The sequence below is a fragment of the Microbulbifer sp. 2205BS26-8 genome (assembly GCF_030731025.1).
GTDB classification, from domain to species: Bacteria; Pseudomonadota; Gammaproteobacteria; order Pseudomonadales; family Cellvibrionaceae; genus Microbulbifer; species Microbulbifer spongiae.
Genome location: NZ_JAVAMR010000014.1, coordinates 1 through 16,292 on the forward strand (window position 1 = coordinate 1; position 16,292 = coordinate 16,292).

At 57.1% G+C, this 16,292-nt stretch carries 16 protein-coding genes and 3 tRNA genes; 3 read left to right on the forward strand and 16 right to left on the reverse strand.

Annotated elements, in window-relative coordinates; genetic code table 11:
• Positions 1-211 precede the first annotated feature (211 nt).
• The 4 genes from panB to Q5Y71_RS06825 form a co-directional block, all read right to left on the reverse strand.
• The gene (gene panB / locus Q5Y71_RS06810) at positions 212-1,027 is read right to left on the reverse strand and encodes a 3-methyl-2-oxobutanoate hydroxymethyltransferase (protein ID WP_306041069.1); all 816 of its coding nucleotides are present in this window, start codon (positions 1,025-1,027) and stop codon (positions 212-214) included.
• A 55-nt stretch (positions 1,028-1,082) separates the two neighbouring features.
• A complete protein-coding gene (locus Q5Y71_RS06815; protein WP_306041070.1) occupies positions 1,083-2,369 on the reverse strand; it encodes a transposase in 1,287 nt (428 codons plus the stop codon).
• A 284-nt stretch (positions 2,370-2,653) separates the two neighbouring features.
• The gene (locus Q5Y71_RS06820) at positions 2,654-3,016 is read right to left on the reverse strand and encodes a hypothetical protein (protein WP_306041071.1); all 363 of its coding nucleotides are present in this window, start codon (positions 3,014-3,016) and stop codon (positions 2,654-2,656) included.
• Positions 3,010-3,414, reverse strand: a complete 405-nt coding sequence (locus Q5Y71_RS06825) for a hypothetical protein (protein ID WP_306041072.1) — start codon at positions 3,412-3,414, stop codon at positions 3,010-3,012. The genes Q5Y71_RS06820 and Q5Y71_RS06825 overlap by 7 nt, the downstream gene beginning before the upstream one ends.
• Positions 3,415-3,767: 353 nt before the next feature.
• Between Q5Y71_RS06825 and Q5Y71_RS06830 the strand changes: the two genes are divergently transcribed.
• Positions 3,768-4,475, forward strand: a complete 708-nt coding sequence (locus tag Q5Y71_RS06830; protein ID WP_306041073.1) for a SapC family protein — start codon at positions 3,768-3,770, stop codon at positions 4,473-4,475.
• A gap of 411 nt (positions 4,476-4,886) precedes the next feature.
• Here Q5Y71_RS06830 and Q5Y71_RS06835 read toward each other — a convergent pair.
• From Q5Y71_RS06835 to Q5Y71_RS06890, 12 genes are all read right to left on the reverse strand, one after another.
• Positions 4,887-4,961 (reverse strand) — tRNA-Gln (locus Q5Y71_RS06835).
• Between the two features lie 37 nt (positions 4,962-4,998).
• Positions 4,999-5,075 (reverse strand) — tRNA-Met (locus Q5Y71_RS06840).
• Positions 5,076-5,161: 86 nt separating this feature from the next.
• A complete protein-coding gene (locus Q5Y71_RS06845) occupies positions 5,162-6,121 on the reverse strand; it encodes a DMT family transporter (RefSeq protein WP_306041074.1) in 960 nt (319 codons plus the stop codon).
• A 57-nt stretch (positions 6,122-6,178) separates the two neighbouring features.
• Complete coding sequence (gene ychF, locus Q5Y71_RS06850; RefSeq protein WP_306041075.1) at positions 6,179-7,273, reverse strand: redox-regulated ATPase YchF; 1,095 nt, start codon at positions 7,271-7,273, stop codon at positions 6,179-6,181.
• Positions 7,274-7,476: 203 nt separating this feature from the next.
• Positions 7,477-8,085, reverse strand: coding sequence for an aminoacyl-tRNA hydrolase (pth, locus tag Q5Y71_RS06855; RefSeq protein ID WP_306041076.1), 609 nt, complete (start codon positions 8,083-8,085; stop codon positions 7,477-7,479).
• Positions 8,086-8,090: 5 nt separating this feature from the next.
• On the reverse strand, positions 8,091-8,726 hold the full coding sequence (locus tag Q5Y71_RS06860) for a 50S ribosomal protein L25/general stress protein Ctc (protein WP_306041078.1): 636 nt from the start codon (positions 8,724-8,726) through the stop codon (positions 8,091-8,093).
• A gap of 191 nt (positions 8,727-8,917) precedes the next feature.
• Positions 8,918-9,847 carry a ribose-phosphate pyrophosphokinase gene (locus Q5Y71_RS06865; RefSeq protein ID WP_301419012.1) on the reverse strand — a complete coding sequence of 310 codons (930 nt, stop codon included), beginning with the start codon at positions 9,845-9,847 and terminating at the stop codon, positions 8,918-8,920.
• A gap of 95 nt (positions 9,848-9,942) precedes the next feature.
• Positions 9,943-10,224, reverse strand: coding sequence for a hypothetical protein (locus tag Q5Y71_RS06870; protein WP_306041079.1), 282 nt, complete (start codon positions 10,222-10,224; stop codon positions 9,943-9,945).
• Positions 10,193-10,267 (reverse strand) — tRNA-Gln (locus tag Q5Y71_RS06875). The genes Q5Y71_RS06870 and Q5Y71_RS06875 overlap by 32 nt, the downstream gene beginning before the upstream one ends.
• Positions 10,268-10,277: 10 nt before the next feature.
• On the reverse strand, positions 10,278-11,180 hold the full coding sequence (gene ispE / locus Q5Y71_RS06880; RefSeq protein WP_306041080.1) for a 4-(cytidine 5'-diphospho)-2-C-methyl-D-erythritol kinase: 903 nt from the start codon (positions 11,178-11,180) through the stop codon (positions 10,278-10,280).
• A 64-nt stretch (positions 11,181-11,244) separates the two neighbouring features.
• Positions 11,245-11,886 (reverse strand): lipoprotein insertase outer membrane protein LolB, encoded by a 642-nt coding sequence (lolB, locus tag Q5Y71_RS06885; RefSeq protein ID WP_306041081.1) that lies wholly within the window; start codon positions 11,884-11,886, stop codon positions 11,245-11,247.
• Positions 11,870-13,531: a tetratricopeptide repeat protein gene (locus tag Q5Y71_RS06890; RefSeq protein WP_306041083.1), complete on the reverse strand. Its 1,662-nt coding sequence runs from the start codon at positions 13,529-13,531 to the stop codon at positions 11,870-11,872. The genes lolB and Q5Y71_RS06890 overlap by 17 nt, the downstream gene beginning before the upstream one ends.
• A gap of 376 nt (positions 13,532-13,907) precedes the next feature.
• Here Q5Y71_RS06890 and hemA point away from each other — a divergent pair, with 376 nt between their 5' ends.
• A complete protein-coding gene (hemA, locus tag Q5Y71_RS06895) occupies positions 13,908-15,185 on the forward strand; it encodes a glutamyl-tRNA reductase (RefSeq protein ID WP_306041084.1) in 1,278 nt (425 codons plus the stop codon).
• On the forward strand, positions 15,182-16,264 hold the full coding sequence (prfA, locus tag Q5Y71_RS06900) for a peptide chain release factor 1 (protein WP_306041085.1): 1,083 nt from the start codon (positions 15,182-15,184) through the stop codon (positions 16,262-16,264). The genes hemA and prfA overlap by 4 nt, the downstream gene beginning before the upstream one ends.
• Positions 16,265-16,292: the final 28 nt, after the last annotated feature.

Consider the following 16,292-nt stretch of genomic DNA (forward strand, 5'->3'; position numbering starts at 1 on the left):
ACATCAAGGAGGGGCAGCGCATTCCATGGCATACCTTCCTCTACCGCTCTGTATCTAAAATCAGCCAGCAAGTAATCCGATTCCTAAAATACTGTTTTTGGAAGAAAGCCTCCCGGAAGCTCTATGAACGCCAGCTGATGCCAATGCTTCTGAGGTATACGTGATTTTAACCGGACACCGTTGCCCCCCCATTACTTTCTCCAGTCTTGAATTATTCAAATCGATAGGTTTCTTTACTATTTGGAAAGCGCCCTTGCTCCACGTCTTCTTTGTACCGACTAACAGCATCATCGACGGATTTAGACAGGTTTGCGTACTTGCGCACAAACTTAGGTACCCAATCGAAAATTCCGAGCATGTCATCGGTAACCAATATTTGGCCGTCGCAATCTTTTGACGCACCTATACCTATGGTTGGAATACTAACAAATTGGGATACCTCGATGGCAAGATGCTCTGGTACACCTTCTAGCACGATAGAAAATACACCCGCTTCTTGTGCATCGCGCACGTCATTTAGAATTTTTTCTTTACTCATTTCATCACGGCCTTGGACTTTGAATCCGCCACTGACGTTGATCGCTTGAGGTCTTAGGCCAACGTGACCTACAACAGGAATACCACGATCGACTAGAAACTTAATCGTGTCAGCGATACCTGGAAAGGCTTCAACTTTAACAGCGTCACAACCCACTTCTTTCATGATCCGAGAAGCCGATTGATAGGCCACTTCCTTGCTTTCTTCATAGCTGGCAAACGGCAAATCGACGACGACCAGAGATTTCTTTACGCCTCTCATTACCGCTTGCCCATGCATGATCATCATGTCTAGGGTTACGCCAACCGTATCTGGCATGCCGTGAAGTACCATGCCAACCGTGTCGCCAACGAGAAGAAGATCGCAATGTTTATCGAGCATCTCTGCCATTGGCGCTGTGTACGCCGTCAAGCAAACAATTTTCTTATTGCCCTTAAAGCCTTGGATGTCCGCTACTGTATTGCGTTTATATTGATTAAATTTAGACATTTCTCTTTACTCTATTTAATTGTTTTTCTTGTCCACAACGGTGTCCGGTTAAAAATCACGTATACCTCAGAAGCATTGGCATCAGCTGGCGTTCATAGAGCTTCCGGGAGGCTTTCTTCCAAAAACAGTATTTTAGGAATCGGATTACTTGCTGGCTGATTTTGGATACAGAGCGGTAGAGGAAGGTATGCCAGGGAATGCGCTGTCCCTCCTTGATGTATTTCTGGTCGATGCGATCCGGCTGCTTCTTCAGGCTCTTTTCATCCCCTATCTGCCAGCGATCCTGGTGGTGGTGAGCAAACATGAGTAGCAATAGCGAGGTCATGATCGCCAGCCAAGCCTGTGCGCTGATCCCGGTTACGCTCTTGCTCCAGGCCTTCTTGCTCGCAAAACTGTTCTTCCAGGTATCGAAGCACTTTTCCTCGTCCCAGCGGCGCAGATACAGGAATGCGACGACGCCGGGTTCCAGTTCCATCTCGTTGGTGAGAAACTCGAAACAGTTTCCATCCGGCGCCTGATAGTGAATAAGACGCCACCGGGCACTGCTGGCCTTGAGCACCACTTCTTCGTCCGCCAAAATTCCTTCGTTGATCTTGTGCTCGGAAAGATCCCTCGGCTTGCGATCTTCGACCAACAGGTTGTCTTTCATGCGTGTGATCACAGTTTGGCGATAACCCTTGTACTGGGCATCCCAGAAGGGCATGTCTACATAGGCACGGTCCACGACCCATAGTGCCCGGCGTTCTTTGAGCAGGCTGCCTGGCTCTTGCCCGTAGTCCTTGAAAACCCGCATTTCGTGGAAGTTGCGCGTTTCAATCTGAACGGACGCTGGTGCCCCGATTCTGACATCGTAGAACGCCAACATCATGTGGCCCTTGGGGTTGTCCTCACCACCATGCTTGGGGGCGCAGCGATGATAATGGGCACTTTCGTGCTGGTAGCTGCCGTCTACCGCGTAGATCGAGCGCTCGCCCAATCCAGGGATCTCCGCCAGCCGGTCGGGAAGCACGGCTCGGGCCTGCCTGAACAGCTGCGTCACCATTTGTATCAGGATCTCCAGCCGGTACTCGGAGCTCAAGGCATCGGAGTAGGTTGAACGCGCCACGGGCATTTGTGCGGCCTCCGTCAAATGGAACAACAGCTGTATTTGTTCGCGCAAAGTCTGGATGCCCTGCAGGTGGCGCAGGCAGCCAAATGCGCAGAAGTCTTCCATCGGAAGTGACTTGAAGCGGCCCGCAGCATAGCGCACCCTGTTAAGCGCGTTGGATGCCGGAGAGAAGAATTCGGAAAAAACGGTTTCGCTCATCAGTTCGTTGTGTAATTTTTCGCAGCGATGGGACATGGAAATTCCTGTATATCGATCAATACGCATACAGGGATCGCGTCGCGCACCTGGATGGCCATGTCAAGTACTTTTTCGTGTTTTTTATGTATTTTCTGTCCTGCTGTATCGCAGCGAAACGGGAGCCCTGGACGGTACCGCGCGCCGACTGAAAAAAGTTCAAATATCTTTTGCACGCGCACCTATGAGGCCAAATATACGTGTCAGTGCTGGAATTTTATCGCGTTAAACTCTTTTTCTGCCGGACACCGTTGCTATTGACAATAAGGTGTTTCTCTTCGTGATTACCCCAGTCGCTTTTGGGGATTATCTACGAACATCTGATCCACTTGCTCTCTATTGACCATGCCTATTTCATCCCTCTTAATTTCTCGCACATACGCCCGGATTGACTGTTGTGCCAGACGCAAAGTCTGTGCGCTGGGCGGCTTGAATTGACCATAGAGTTCTTCGATCTCTTTGATATTGTCCTCGCGGCTCAACTCGGGGTCATAGTGGGTGCCCACAATAGAATGGAGTAGCAGGTTGACCTCTTCTGCTGTAAATATCGGCTGATCGTCGCCATCAGAAAGGGGGTCGATCAAAACAAGTGCGGCTAGATCCTCGGGAAACTCTATAAGCTCTCCGGTTTCAATCCGAATCAGCATGGTATCACCCTCAGTTGTTTAGCCAGCTCTCGCTCGAAAATCTGAAACTGGGAATAACTGGAAAAGTCGTGTTCGCTCATCGCCCAACCGAGGCCACCATCGACCTCTACTCGGGTCAGGTGCTTGAGCTTGCTTTTGACGCCCTTGTGCATATCAAGAGCCCTGGCGGTATACATCCGTTTTTTTCTGTCCGCGCCGCCCGTTCGCCTCGCATCCAGATCATCGGTCAGCAGATAGAATCCAAAAATAGCGATTCGATCCAGGTCTGGAAGGATCACTTTAACGGCGGTTTGAGCGATGGTTCTCCCTAAGCCAAAAGGGTTTATTCTGGCTGCTTTTGCAGAGTCTGTACTGTTGTGTCGGTCGGAGAACTTCAGACCCACAACGTAGCCATCCACACCAAACACGACGTGATAACTGAGCTCTACATTAAAAAAGTGCCGCCGTATGGAACCAGTTGAGTCTTTGACTTCACTTGGTTAAGTCGTGGGTGCCCCGCCATAATGTTCTTCCTTGAAACTCAATCGAATGTCCTTATTGACTGAGGCACAAGAATATACCTATCTGAGTGACGTGGTCCAGGCCCTATTTGCGCGCACCGCCCGCCTTGTGCTGCCTTTGCCGATTATTCGCAGGGTGTCACTTGCCGATGGGCGGGGATCGTGTCCCTTATCGTTAATTGCTGGATAAAGTGGTACGGTAGGCACCCCTAATAATTGAATAACACTTTATGTGGCTAGGAGTTGTACTTATGGCACAGATCAAAGCTTTGGATAAAAAGGCACATGCCAACCTGAAATTCACACAGGACATCACGTTTGACCATGTCAGTGGCAATCACATCCTGCCGCTGGTAGTCCAGGAGATGGTGCAGGCGAGCCAGAGCTACCCGATCCTGTTCGTAAAAGACCAGAATACCGATCAGTTCAAAGTGGTTGCCCTGACAGGCCTGCGCCCCGGTGAAAACCTCTTCTCCGGTAGTGAGGGCTGGAATGGCAGCTATGTTCCGTTGCAGGTACGCACCTACCCCTTTGTGCTGGTGAAGAATCCCGAAGATGCTGATCAGGCAGTGCTCTGCATTGATGAAGATTCCAGGATGCTGAGTGAAGCCGAGGGTGAGCCACTGTTCGATGCGGAAGGTGAGCAAACTGACTACCTGAAAAACTGTGCCCAGGCAGTTGTAGAGGCCGCCCAGCGTGTGAGTGTTACCGAGCAGTTTGTCGAATTCCTGGTATCCAAGGATCTGCTTACCCAGAAGAAATTGACCCTGCGTGTTACCGAGAGCGACAAGCCCTACGATCTCACCGGCTTTTTTGTGGTGGATGAAGAGAAACTGAATAAGTTGTCCGATGAGGATTTCTTGGAACTGCGCAAACGTGGCGCGCTGTCGGCCATCTATGCCTCCATAATGTCTTCCATGCAGGTCCAGAACCTGATTCGCAAAAAGCGGGCCGGTTAATAATCGGTCTTGCCTGTCTGCGCTGCGGGTTGCCAGTGATATGCCTATGGCTCCCGCTGCACTGGGTGCGATAATGCCCCCTCTCTCAAAGGCTCGTGCTTAGACAAGATGAAAGCGGGGTGCGGTTTTTCCGGCTGGCGTTTTTCCAAGGGGTTGTGCCGGATCAGCCGGGATCACACGCTTATCTCCGCACCGGCCATGGCGCCCGGCTGTGATGCTACAGACGCCACACCTGCGGGCGGCAGCGCGACCGTGTTTTGGTTTTTGGCATTGCTGTGTGGTTTGCCCGCCTGTCTTGGCAGCGGGGCAGTCACGCCATTGATCCCCAGGTTACCACTGTCGGGCCAGGGCTTTTTTCTGCGTCTGGTTTGGTATTTGTGCTGCAAAGGAGGGGGAACTGGGCAAAAGAGATGGCTGGGGCGGTAGGATTCGAACCTACGCATGACGGGATCAAAACCCGCTGCCTTACCGCTTGGCTACGCCCCAGTTTCTAATCTGTACAAGGTGGACCTTTGGCTTGAAGTGGTAGCAAGGGGGAGACTTGAACTCCCGACCTCAGCATTATGAGTGCTGCGCTCTAACCGGCTGAGCTACCTTGCCATTTTCCCTGTTCTTGCCCGGGCCTGACCGAGGGCGCGCATTATCGTTCTCCCGGTTGGGCGTGTCAACACTTTTTTGTATTCTTTTCAGTTAGTTAGGAGGTTTTCTTTTGCGTCCGGCGCAGGGCCCGGACGACGCCTGGGGCCAGTGATGGCGGCGAGGGCGGAGCCCGCCACCACGGCGCCGGCGCCGGTCCAGCTGATCCAGTTGAGGGGCTCTACAGCAATGTAGTCCGGCCAGGTGGCACTGATCAATGTGCTCAATAGCAGGGTAATGACCGGCACCAGTGACAGGGTGGCGCTGACGCTGGATGCCTCCCAATGGACCAGGGCCTTGCTGAAGGCGCCGTAGGCGATCAGGGTGTTGGCGGTGAGGAAAGCCAGCAGCGCCCACTCGAGCCCGCCGAGGTGTGTGACCGCCAGCGGGTCGGCCATGGGCAGGAAGCAGAGGGTACCGGCGATGTAAATCAATACCAGGAGGTCCTGTGGTGTGGCCCTGCAAAGAATCTTTTTCTGGAAGAAGCCGTATACAGCCCAGGCCACAGCTGCCACCAGGATGTACCCCAGGCCCAGAAGATAGTCTTTGGCGCCGTCGGTCAGGTTGCCCAGGCGCTGGTTGAAAAAGAGCAGCAGGCCGGTCACCACCATGGCCACGCCGCACCACTGGCGCAGCGAGAAGCGCTCCCCAAGCCAGAGTACGCTGGAAATCAACAACAGCAATGGCGCCAGTTGAATCACAATTTGCGCAGCGCCAGGGGTGATGTAATCGAGGCCACTGGCATAGGTGAGGTAATTGACCAACAGTCCCACAACGGCCAGCAGGGTAAAAGGCAGCAGGCCGCGGCCAAATAGTGCCCCGAGCTTCAACTGTCGCGATTGACCATAGTAGATGCCCGCCAACAGAGCGGCGCCGGCAAAGCGGTACCAGGTGGCCGTTTCCGGACTGATATGCTCCAGCAGGCCTTTGAGGGCGATAGGCAGGGCGGCCCACATAAAAACGGTTACCAGGGCCAGGGGCAGACCGATTTTCCAGTTTGATTGCGCCATGGGTTCCAGGTCGGTGGAAAGCCGCCCCGGCGACAGGGCGGCGAAAAAAGAAAAGGGTCAGACGTTAAAGCGGAAGTGGATGACGTCTCCGTCCGCAACAATGTAATCCTTGCCCTCAAGGCGCCACTTTCCGGCTTCCCTGGCGCCGGCCTCCCCGTCACAGCTGACAAAGTCGCTGTAGCCAACCACTTCCGCGCGGATAAACCCTTTCTCGAAATCAGAGTGGATCTTGCCGGCAGCATTGGGCGCCGTGGCACCGAGGGGGATGGTCCAGGCGCGCACCTCTTTGACACCGGCGGTGAAGTAGGTATGCAGGCCCAGCAACTGATAGCCAGCGCGAATCACCCGGTTGAGGCCGGGTTCCTCCATACCCAGTTCGTGTAGAAACTCCTGTTTCTCGTCGTCGTCCAGCTCGGCGACTTCCGCTTCCAGCTTGTTGCAAATGGGTACCAGCACGGCATTCTCTTCCGCGGCAATGGCGGCGACCGCATCCAGGTGCGGATTCTGCTCAAAGCCCTCTTCGTGTACGTTGGCGATATACATGGTGGGCTTCACGGTGAGCAGGCTCAATTCGCGCAGCTTGGCCAACTCCTCTTTTGCCAGGCCGACGAGGGAGCGCAGTGGCCTGGCTTCGTTCAGGTGCGGCTGGATCTTTTCCAGCAGCGCTTTCATTCTGATCGCGTGCTTGTCCTGCCCCTTGGCGGCGCGTGTATAGCGCTGCAGGGCCTTTTCCACGGTATCCAGGTCGGCCAGGGCCAACTCGGTATTGATCACCTCGATATCGGACAGGGGATGTATCTGGTTGGCTACGTGGATCACGTTGTCGTCCTCGAAACAGCGTACAACGTGGGCGATGGCATCGGTTTCGCGGATATTGGCGAGGAATTTATTGCCCAGGCCTTCACCCTTGGAGGCACCCGCGACCAAACCGGCGATGTCGGTAAATTCCATTGTGGTTGGAATCACCTTCTGCGGTTTGACAATCTGCGCCAGCTTGTCGAGGCGGCTGTCCGGAACCGGCACAACGCCGGCGTTGGGTTCGATGGTGCAAAAGGGGAAGTTCTCAGCGTCGATGCCCGCCTTGGTCAAAGCATTGAACAGGGTGGATTTGCCCACATTGGGCAGGCCGACAATACCGCAAGTAAAACCCATAGTGCTATTTTCCCGTTTGCCTGGGGCGTGTCTGCACGCCCTGCTGGTCTGCGTTGGAGAGTCCGGTCGTGACAGTGCTGGCGGGAGCCTGGATGAGCGGGATGTATGGCCATCAAACAACCGGGCCAGCCGGCGCAATACCGGCGATTTGGCGCAGCACACTATCAAGTTTTTGGGACAAAAAGCAAGCCGGTCAACAGGGCCTAACTGCCGGCCGGAGTCGCCGTATGCAGCGCCTTCATGGCCGCGCCCCAGTCGCCACTGACGGCAGTGGGCAGTACCCTGATTGCGCGATCAATGGCCTCGGCCAGTATTTCCTGTTCCGCTCTGGGGGCTCGCTGCAGGACGAACCGGACCACTTCGCCGCCGCGGCCGGGATGGCCGATGCCGAGCCGCAGGCGCATAAAATTTCGATTATTGCCCAGTGCGGCAATGATATCCCTCAGACCGTTGTGTCCACCGTGGCCGCCGCCGGACTTCAGGCGTGCGGTACCGGGGGGAAGGTCCAGTTCATCGTGTGCGACCAGGATGGCCTCCGGGGGAATTTTGAAAAAGTGCACCAGAGGGGCTACCGCCCGGCCACTGCGATTCATATACGTGGTGGGGATCAACAGGCGAACATCCCGGCTGCCGATGCGCAGGCGGCCCGTGAGGGCGTGATATTTGCTGTCCGGGTTGAGCTGGACGCCGTGGTGGCGGGCCAGCTCGACAACAAAATCGGCACCGGCGTTATGCCGTGTCCGGTCGTATTCCGGGCCGGGGTTCCCCAGGCCGACAATCAACTGGATCGGGGTGTCCGGTGCCGCTGTCAAAACGCTTACTCTTCGCTTTCGCCAGTCTCGCCGTTTTCGGCTTCGGTCTCAGCTTCAACGACGCCGCGTGGCTTGTGAATAGAGGCGACAACCAGATTGTGATCTTCGCCGTGGCTCAGATCAACCGATTCAACCGCCGCCGGCAGTTTCAGGTCGGAAATGTGCAATACGTCGCCCATTTCCAGGTTCGCCAGGTCCACTTCGATAAACTCGGGCAGCTTGGCGGCGGGAGCTTGTACTTCCAGTTCGGTCAGCGTGTGGGAGACGATACCGCCGGCTTTCACCCCTTTGCAGGTGTCTTCGTTGAGGAAGTGCAGGGGCACTTTCACGTGTACCTTGGTGTTGGCGGAAACGCGCTGGAAGTCAACGTGGAGAAGCAACTGCCTGGCTGGGTGGCGCTGCAGATCGCGCAGGATCACTTTCTCTGTTTTACCGTCGATGTCCAGGGTGAGCATGGAAGAGAAGAAGGCTTCGTTTTCCAGGGCCTTGAACAGGTCTTTGTGCAGCAGGGACACGGATTGCGGCTTGGCCTTGCCGCCGTAAATGATGCCGGGTACACGGCCCTCCAGGCGACGCAGGCGGCGGCTCGCACCTTTCCCTTCATCGCTGCGGGCAATGGCGTTCAGTTTGATATCAGACATGGGTTAAACCTCGGATTGTCTGTCCAGGGCGACCTGCGACCGGACCGCGCTGGTGTGGTTGAAATTGGGCTTGTGCCCAACAAGAAGGAATCGCCTGGCTTTGCCGGGCGGGCGCGTATTCTACGGCAATCGGCGCCGAAGGCAAAGTGCGGGCCGGCACGGCTCGGCCGGCAGTCGCTGGGGCCGGACGCCTAGCGAAACATTGCGGAGAGGGACTCCTCGTTGCTGATGCGGCGCATGGATTCGGCCAGCATCGCAGACAGGGTCAGCTGGCGTATCTTTGGGGCTTTTTCCATCTTGTCGCCCAGCGGGATGGAGTCGGTCACGACAAGCTCGTCGAGTACCGAATTGTTCAGGTTGTCGATGGCGTTACCCGATAGCACCGGGTGGGTGCAATAGGCGACAACTTTCTGGGCACCGTGCTCTTTGAGGGCACTGGCGGCATTGCACAGGGTGCCGGCGGTGTCCACCATATCATCCACCAGCAGGCACGTACGGCCGCTGACTTCGCCGATGATATTCATCACTTCCGCCACGTTATCGGCGGGACGGCGCTTATCGATAATGGCCAGGTCACAATCGAGGCTCTTGGCCACAGCGCGGGCGCGCACTACGCCGCCGATGTCCGGGGAAACGACCACCAGATTCTCGTATTTCCGGCGCTCGATATCGTCTAGCAGCACAGAGGAGCCATAGACATTGTCCACGGGTACGTCGAAGAAACCCTGGATCTGCTCGGCGTGCAGGTCTACGGTCAATACGCGGTCAATGCCCACGCTGACCATCATATCGGCAACCACTTTGGCGGAGATGGGTACACGCTGGGATCTGACGCGGCGATCCTGGCGGGCGTAGCCGAAGTAGGGCACTACGGCGGTAACGCGGCCGGCGGACGCGCGGCGCAGGGCGTCCACCAGCAGGATCAGTTCCATCAGGTTACGGTTTGTGGGCTGGCAGGTGGACTGCACCACAAAAACGTCACGGCCGCGCACGTTATCGGTAATTTCGACGGCAATTTCCCCGTCGGAGAAGCGTTTGACCACGGCTTCCCCAAGGGGGATTGCCATATGGTCGACGACTTTCTGTGCCAGCTCCGGATTTGCATTGCCGGTAAAGACCATTAAGTCAGCCACTGCGAGTTCCTTTAGTTTGTCTTGAAGTGTAGGTGTGTGCACAATTTTGCCAGCAGTTGGGGTAGGGCATTTCCCGTTCTTGCCTATTGCGGGAGAGGCGGGGCGGGATAGGGGTATTCTGTTGGCCGCTCCCCGTCATCCGGATAGTTGCGCCGACTTTCACGGAGTCCCCCGGTCGTCGACAGGGATTTGCGCGCAAGTTCGCCTTCGCCATTGTGGAATGGGGGGCGGGCTGTGTTCAGCCCTGCACGGGTAACCTGGGCCGGCTGGATCGATGTCGACTGAAACATGGGGAACCGGTTTTCAATAGCGCCACTGCCAATAAACAGAAAGTGGCTGGGGCGGTAGGATTCGAACCTACGCATGACGGGATCAAAACCCGCTGCCTTACCGCTTGGCTACGCCCCAGTGTCTGTCCTCATTCGCTTGAGGTTAATTTCGCGAGCACCTGGTGAACGGGAGAAACTGGTACGCCAGATGCTATAAACCCCCGCCATTTGCCCGGAAGCTGTGCAAACACCGTATTGGCAGCGCATGCGGTATGGAAAGCTGCGAATACACAGCCGCCGGTACCGGTGAGTTGTGCCGGTGCGAATTGCTCCAGCCACACTCTGGCATCGCGGACCTCAGGGTAGAGATGCTCTACCAGTGTCTGGCAGTCGTTACCGGGAAAAACTTGCCGCTTTTCTCCGCTCAGCGCTTTCTCCGAGCGCAGCTTCTCGCGAAGGGCCGCTAATGTAATTGGGGGGGAATCCCTTGTCAAACGCGGGTCGCAAAAAATGGTTGCAGTGCGTACTTGGCAACCCGGTGACACCACCAGATAGTGGCGTTTTAGCGTTGCGACCGGGGTTAATTTCTCCCCGATGCCCTCGGCCCAGGCGGTGCGCCCGCGCACAAATACCGGAATATCTGCACCCAGCTGGTGGCCCAGTTCGGCCAGCGCGTCGATGGACAGGCCGCACTGCCACAGGTGGTTGAGACCCAGCAGTGTGGTGGCGGCATCGCTGCTGCCGCCACCGATACCGCCGCCGTGGGGCAGATGTTTGATCAGTCGAATATATGCGCCCGGTACCTTGCGATTGTGGTTCAGGGATTGTTCCCGCAGCAGCCGGGCTGCGCGGTATACGAGGTTGTCTTCCAGCGGGATTTTCAGTGCACCGGCATCCACGCGGATTTTACCAGTTTCACACAGTGAGAATGTCAGTGTGTCCCCATAATCGAGCAATTGAAAGAGTGTCTGCAGCTCGTGGTAGCCGTCCGCACGGCGGCCGAGTATACGCAGGAACAGGTTGAGTTTTGCGGGCGCGGGTAACTGCAGCATGAGGGAGGGTTGGGCCGGTTAAATCTGATCGACTCATTTTACCTTCTTGCGGGCCTTTCAGCATTCAAAACTCCCACGCCTTGATCACCAGAGTGACCTGCACAGGCCCGGCGCTGGCGTTGGTCCGTGCCTTGATGCGGGTGGGCAGACGGTAGGGACCATTTTGGCGGTAGTCGCTGAACCGGAGCAACCAGCCGGATTGCTGCAGGCTCAGCAGCTGCCCCTGTGCATTGTGTCTCTCAGCGCCTTTGGCTCCGGGGGCCGGCAGTCCACGCACCCAGTAAAACATCTCGGCAGCGGGCAGAGGCCAGCCCAGGGTTTGTGTGGTGAGTTGAGAGGCGCTGCGCGCCACAACCGGGGGTTCATCGCCTCGCACCAGGCTGACGCCGCCGGCGGAGCCGGTAATGACCGTTGTGCCGGCGCCGAGAGGACCACTGAGGTGAAGCCGGTAATTCTGCACACCGTTTTGTGCCCAGGTCAGGTTGGCGCTGCCGTTATCCTTTGGAGAGCGCACACCCAGCTTTCCCCTGATAGTCCACTGCTCCAACTGTGCTACCGTTTTTGCTGTGGTTGTTTCCCGCGGCACATCCGGTGTGCGCTGTTCCCTGGTTTTCTGGCTGGCACAGGCAGAGAACAGGAGGGTGAGAGCTGCGACCAGCAGAAAAAAATAGTTGCGGGCGGAGGGGAATTCAATGATCGGATACATGCTGTTGTAGTGACTCTTTGATTTGCAGACGTTTCATTGCGGCCGGAATCATTTCACTGTGGGGGTGGGTTGCAAGCCCGTCTTTCCAGACCTTGAGGGCACCGATGCGATCTCCCTGTACCCAGAGCACCTCGCCCAGGTGGGCAGCGATTTCATGATCGGGCAACTTCTCCAATGCCCTGCGCAAGTAGGTTTCTGCCGCGCTGTAATTACCCAGACGGTACTGCACCCAGCCCATGCTGTCGAGGATGGCGGGATCTTCCGGTTTCAACGCCAGGGCCTTGTTGATCAGCTGAAGTGCTTCCCCGCGGCGCGACGGATCGTCGATCAACTTGTAGCCCAGTGCGTTCAGTACGGTGGCGTTTTGTGGGTCGCGTTTGAGTAAACTGCGCAGATCGCGCTCAAAGGCCGCGGCATTGCCGAGTTGATCGTTGAGTAAGGCGCGGGCATAGATCAGGCGATGACTGACACTGTTGGCTGCGAGGGCCTGTTCGACCCGCTCCAGTGCCAGTTGCGGCTCGCCGTTCTTGCGCAGCAGTTCAACCTCCATGAGGTAGAAGTGTTCCTCCTGCACAGGGTGTTGTTGGCGAAGCTCGGCAAACCACTGCCGGTTGTCCTTGTGCTGGCCAGTGGCGGCGAGCAATCGGGTACCGCGGGTGATGGCTTTCAGGTAATCGTTGCCCGGTTGGACCTGGCGAAAATGTTCGACAGCGGTGGTAACCTCCTGCTGCTTCTCGGCTAGGCCTCCCAGATAAAAATGTGCTGAAGATTCGTGTTGTCCCAGTTCCAGCAATTTTGTAAACAGTGGCTTGGCCGCGTCTATCTGGTTGGTCTCATATTCAATCAGGGCGAGGGACAGGATCAGATTGCCATCTTCGGGGCGCTGTTTGACCAGTTCGGCAAATTGCTGGCGTGCCAGGGCCAGGTCCTCGCGGATCAGCAGGCGCGCATATTGCAGGCGCAGACGGCTCTCATCGGGGTGGATGTTGACCAGATTTTCCAGGAGTTCGATCGCGTCGCGACGCTTGCCGAGGTCAACCAGCAGTTGGCTTTCCAGCAGCGGCGCATCGAGCTGGTCGGGGTGCTGTTGCTGGACCTGGTGCACTAGGGTGAGGGCGCGACCGTACTGCTTGCCGGCACGCAACGCCATGGCATAGGCCAGAATCACCTCGTCGTTGTTGGGGTATTCCTGAGCCAGATGGGCAAGATTTGCCAGGGTTTGTGCATCGAGTTGCTGATGTGCGATGGCAGTGGAAGCGAGGGACTGCAAGGGCGGCTTGCCGCCCAGCGCCAGGGCCTTTTCTGCATGGGCCAGGGCGGCCGGCAAATTCCCGGCCAGAGTCAGTTCCGCAGTTACCGCCAGGTGAGCTTCAGTATTTTCCGGCTCCAGTTCGACCCACAACTGGGCGGAACGCAGGGCGGCCTGGCGGGCATTGAGGAAGCGGGCGATGTGCGTAGCGCGGGCGGCTACGCCGGCATCCTGAGTGACCTTCGCCTGGCGGTAGTAGTTGGCGAGAGCGACATCGTAGTGCTTGCGGATACCGGCAACTTCCGCCACCAGCAATGTGTAGAAGGTATCAATTGGAAAGGCCCGTGTGTCGGCCGGCCGGGATGAGACGGCTGTTTTTGTCTTTTGGTCCTGCACAGCCTGGCTGGGGGGTTCCCCGGTACCCCCCGGTGATGGTATCTGGGTACAGGACCCTACCATGAATAGAGAGCAGAGGCCAAGGTACAGGGGGAGACTGGCGGCCCCGGGCTTTGGGAATAACAGGCAGGGTGGGAGCATAGATCGTGTCCATACGTTGCTGGGCGCGGGAGCGGGGTACGAGTGGCGTGTTTTAACCGATTAACGCCATATAATTCTAGTCGTGAATCGTTCTGCGAACGGCAGGCTCCTGGCCTCCTGGCCAAATCAGCGCGCAATTTAACCGTCAGCCGGTCTTGCAAGAGAGATGGCGGCCCCTGAAAATGCGCCCCCAATGTGAATTTCGCACTTCGAGATTGAGCACCGACGAAACGCTATGCCATTTGTTATCCTGGGTATCAACCACGACAGCGCGCCCATAGAGGTGCGCGAGCGGGTGGCTTTCGCGCCCGAGGCGGTGGCCGGTGCCCTGGCAGATGCGCGCACATTGCTCGACTGCCGGGAGCTGGCTATTCTCTCCACCTGCAACCGCACCGAGATCTATGGGGCCATCGACGCAGAGCCACTGCTCCGGTGGCTTGCAGAGTACCAGCGTATACCGCTGGAACAGTTGAAAAGCTGCAGTTACCACTATAACGGAGAGGCGGCAGTGCGGCATATGATGCGCGTCGCCTGCGGCCTTGACTCCCTGGTCCTGGGTGAGCCGCAGATTCTCGGGCAGGTCAAGTCTGCCTATGCGGTGGCACGGGAATCCGGCAGTGTCGGCGGCGAACTGCACCGGGTATTCCAGAGGGTGTTTACCGTCGCGAAAAAAGTGCGCACTGAGACAGCTATCGGTGAAAACCCGGTGTCTGTAGCCTATGCCGCGGTATCCCTGGCCTCGCGTATTTTTACTGATCTGAAGAGGCAGACGGTACTGTTGATCGGCGCCGGTGAGACGGTCGAACTACTGGCACGATACCTGTTGGATCAGGGCATCAGGCAGTTGATTGTGGCCAACCGGACCCTGAGTCGCGCCCAGGTGCTGGCGGAGAATTTTGGCGCGGAGGCAATTTTGCTTGCCGATATTCCCGAACATCTGGACCGCGCAGATATTGTCATCAGTTCCACCGCCAGCCAGCTGCCCATTCTGGGAAAGGGCGCGGTGGAATCCGCGTTGCGCAGACGTCGCCACAGCCCGATGTTTATGGTGGACATCGCCGTACCGCGGGATATAGAACCCCAGGTGGGAGAGCTCGATGATGTCTACCTGTACACGGTGGACGATCTGCGCGGTGTGATTGATGAAGGCATGCGCTCCCGCGAGAAAGCCGCCGAGGCTGCAGGGGCGATAGTGGACACCGCCGCGGCAGAATTTACCAAAGAGTGCCGGGCACTCGGGGCAGTGGATACCATTCGCAGCTACCGTCAGCGCGTCCAGGAAATCAGTGGTGTGGAACTGGAGCGGGTGCTGTTGCAACTGGACAAGGGCGGGGACCCACGACGCCTGATGGAACAACTGGTCCGGACACTGACGAATAAACTGATCCACGCGCCCACGGTCAGCTTAAAGAAAGCCACTGCCGATGGCGATCTGGAGCGCCTGCGCATTGTGCGTGAGGTGGTGGGGTTGGACGACCTCGCCGAGATCCCATTAGAGAAAAAGCACAAATGAAAGAGTCGCTACTGAACAAACTGGATCACCTGCAGGAGCGCCACGAGGAGATATCTGCGCTGCTCGGTGATGCCGGTGTAATCGCCGACCAGGAACAGTTCCGCGACCTGTCGCGAGAGTATGCCGAACTGGAAGAAGTGGTGAAATGCTATGGCCGTTACCGGCAGCTGCAAGAGGACATGGCGGCGGCGCGGGAGATGCTCAGCGAGCGCGATTCTGAATTGCGTGAGATGGCGCAGGAGGAATTGAGCAAGGCGCAGTGCCAAGTGGCGCCTCTGGAGCGCGAACTGCAGGCCCTGCTGCTGCCCCGCGACCCCAATGACCGCAAAAATGTCTTCCTGGAGATCCGCGCTGGCACCGGTGGTGATGAGGCGGCGATTTTTTCCGGCGATCTGTTTCGCATGTATTCCCGCTACGCGGAAAAGCAGGGCTGGCGCCTTGAAATTATCAGTGAAAATCCCGGTGAACACGGCGGTTACAAGGAAATCATTACCCGCGTGGCAGGCGAGAATGTCTACGCGAAGCTCAAATTCGAGTCCGGTGCTCACCGCGTCCAGCGGGTTCCGGAAACCGAGTCCCAGGGGCGTATCCACACCTCCGCCTGTACCGTGGCAGTCATGCCGGAGCCGGATGAGCGCGATGCCATTGAGGTTAACCGGGCCGATTTGCGCGTGGATACCTATCGCGCCTCCGGCGCCGGTGGCCAGCATGTGAACAAAACGGATTCCGCCGTGCGCCTGACCCATATTCCTACGGGTATCGTGGTGGAGTGCCAGGACGAACGCTCCCAGCACAAGAACCGCGCCAAGGCAATGGCACTGCTGCAGGCCAAACTGTCCAGCGAACAGGAGGCGGCTGCGGCGCAGGAAATTTCTGATGCACGCAAAAGCCTGGTGGGCAGCGGTGACCGTTCCGAGCGTATCCGCACCTACAATTTTCCCCAGGGGCGGGTGACTGATCACCGTATCGGCCTGACCCTGTACAAACTGGATGAAGTGATGCAGGGTGCGCTGGAGACTGTGATCGAGCCGTTGCGCACCGAGCACCAGGCGGACCAGCTCGCGGCTATGGGCCAGTAATGCTGATGTTTCTAAGCCGCTATAGATA

Coding starts and splice junctions, on each gene's coding strand:
- panB (WP_306041069.1), bottom strand. CDS start 1,027: ATGTCTAAATTTAATCAATATAAACGCAATACAGTAGCGGACATCCAA.
- Q5Y71_RS06815 (WP_306041070.1), bottom strand. CDS start 2,369: ATGTCCCATCGCTGCGAAAAATTACACAACGAACTGATGAGCGAAACC.
- Q5Y71_RS06820 (WP_306041071.1), bottom strand. CDS start 3,016: ATGCTGATTCGGATTGAAACCGGAGAGCTTATAGAGTTTCCCGAGGAT.
- Q5Y71_RS06830 (WP_306041073.1), top strand. CDS start 3,768: ATGGCACAGATCAAAGCTTTGGATAAAAAGGCACATGCCAACCTGAAA.
- Q5Y71_RS06845 (WP_306041074.1), bottom strand. CDS start 6,121: ATGGCGCAATCAAACTGGAAAATCGGTCTGCCCCTGGCCCTGGTAACC.
- ychF (WP_306041075.1), bottom strand. CDS start 7,273: ATGGGTTTTACTTGCGGTATTGTCGGCCTGCCCAATGTGGGCAAATCC.
- Q5Y71_RS06860 (WP_306041078.1), bottom strand. CDS start 8,726: ATGTCTGATATCAAACTGAACGCCATTGCCCGCAGCGATGAAGGGAAA.
- Q5Y71_RS06865 (WP_301419012.1), bottom strand. CDS start 9,847: ATGGTCTTTACCGGCAATGCAAATCCGGAGCTGGCACAGAAAGTCGTC.
- Q5Y71_RS06870 (WP_306041079.1), bottom strand. CDS start 10,224: ATGCGTAGGTTCGAATCCTACCGCCCCAGCCACTTTCTGTTTATTGGC.
- ispE (WP_306041080.1), bottom strand. CDS start 11,180: ATGCTGCAGTTACCCGCGCCCGCAAAACTCAACCTGTTCCTGCGTATA.
- lolB (WP_306041081.1), bottom strand. CDS start 11,886: ATGTATCCGATCATTGAATTCCCCTCCGCCCGCAACTATTTTTTTCTG.
- hemA (WP_306041084.1), top strand. CDS start 13,908: ATGCCATTTGTTATCCTGGGTATCAACCACGACAGCGCGCCCATAGAG.
- prfA (WP_306041085.1), top strand. CDS start 15,182: ATGAAAGAGTCGCTACTGAACAAACTGGATCACCTGCAGGAGCGCCAC.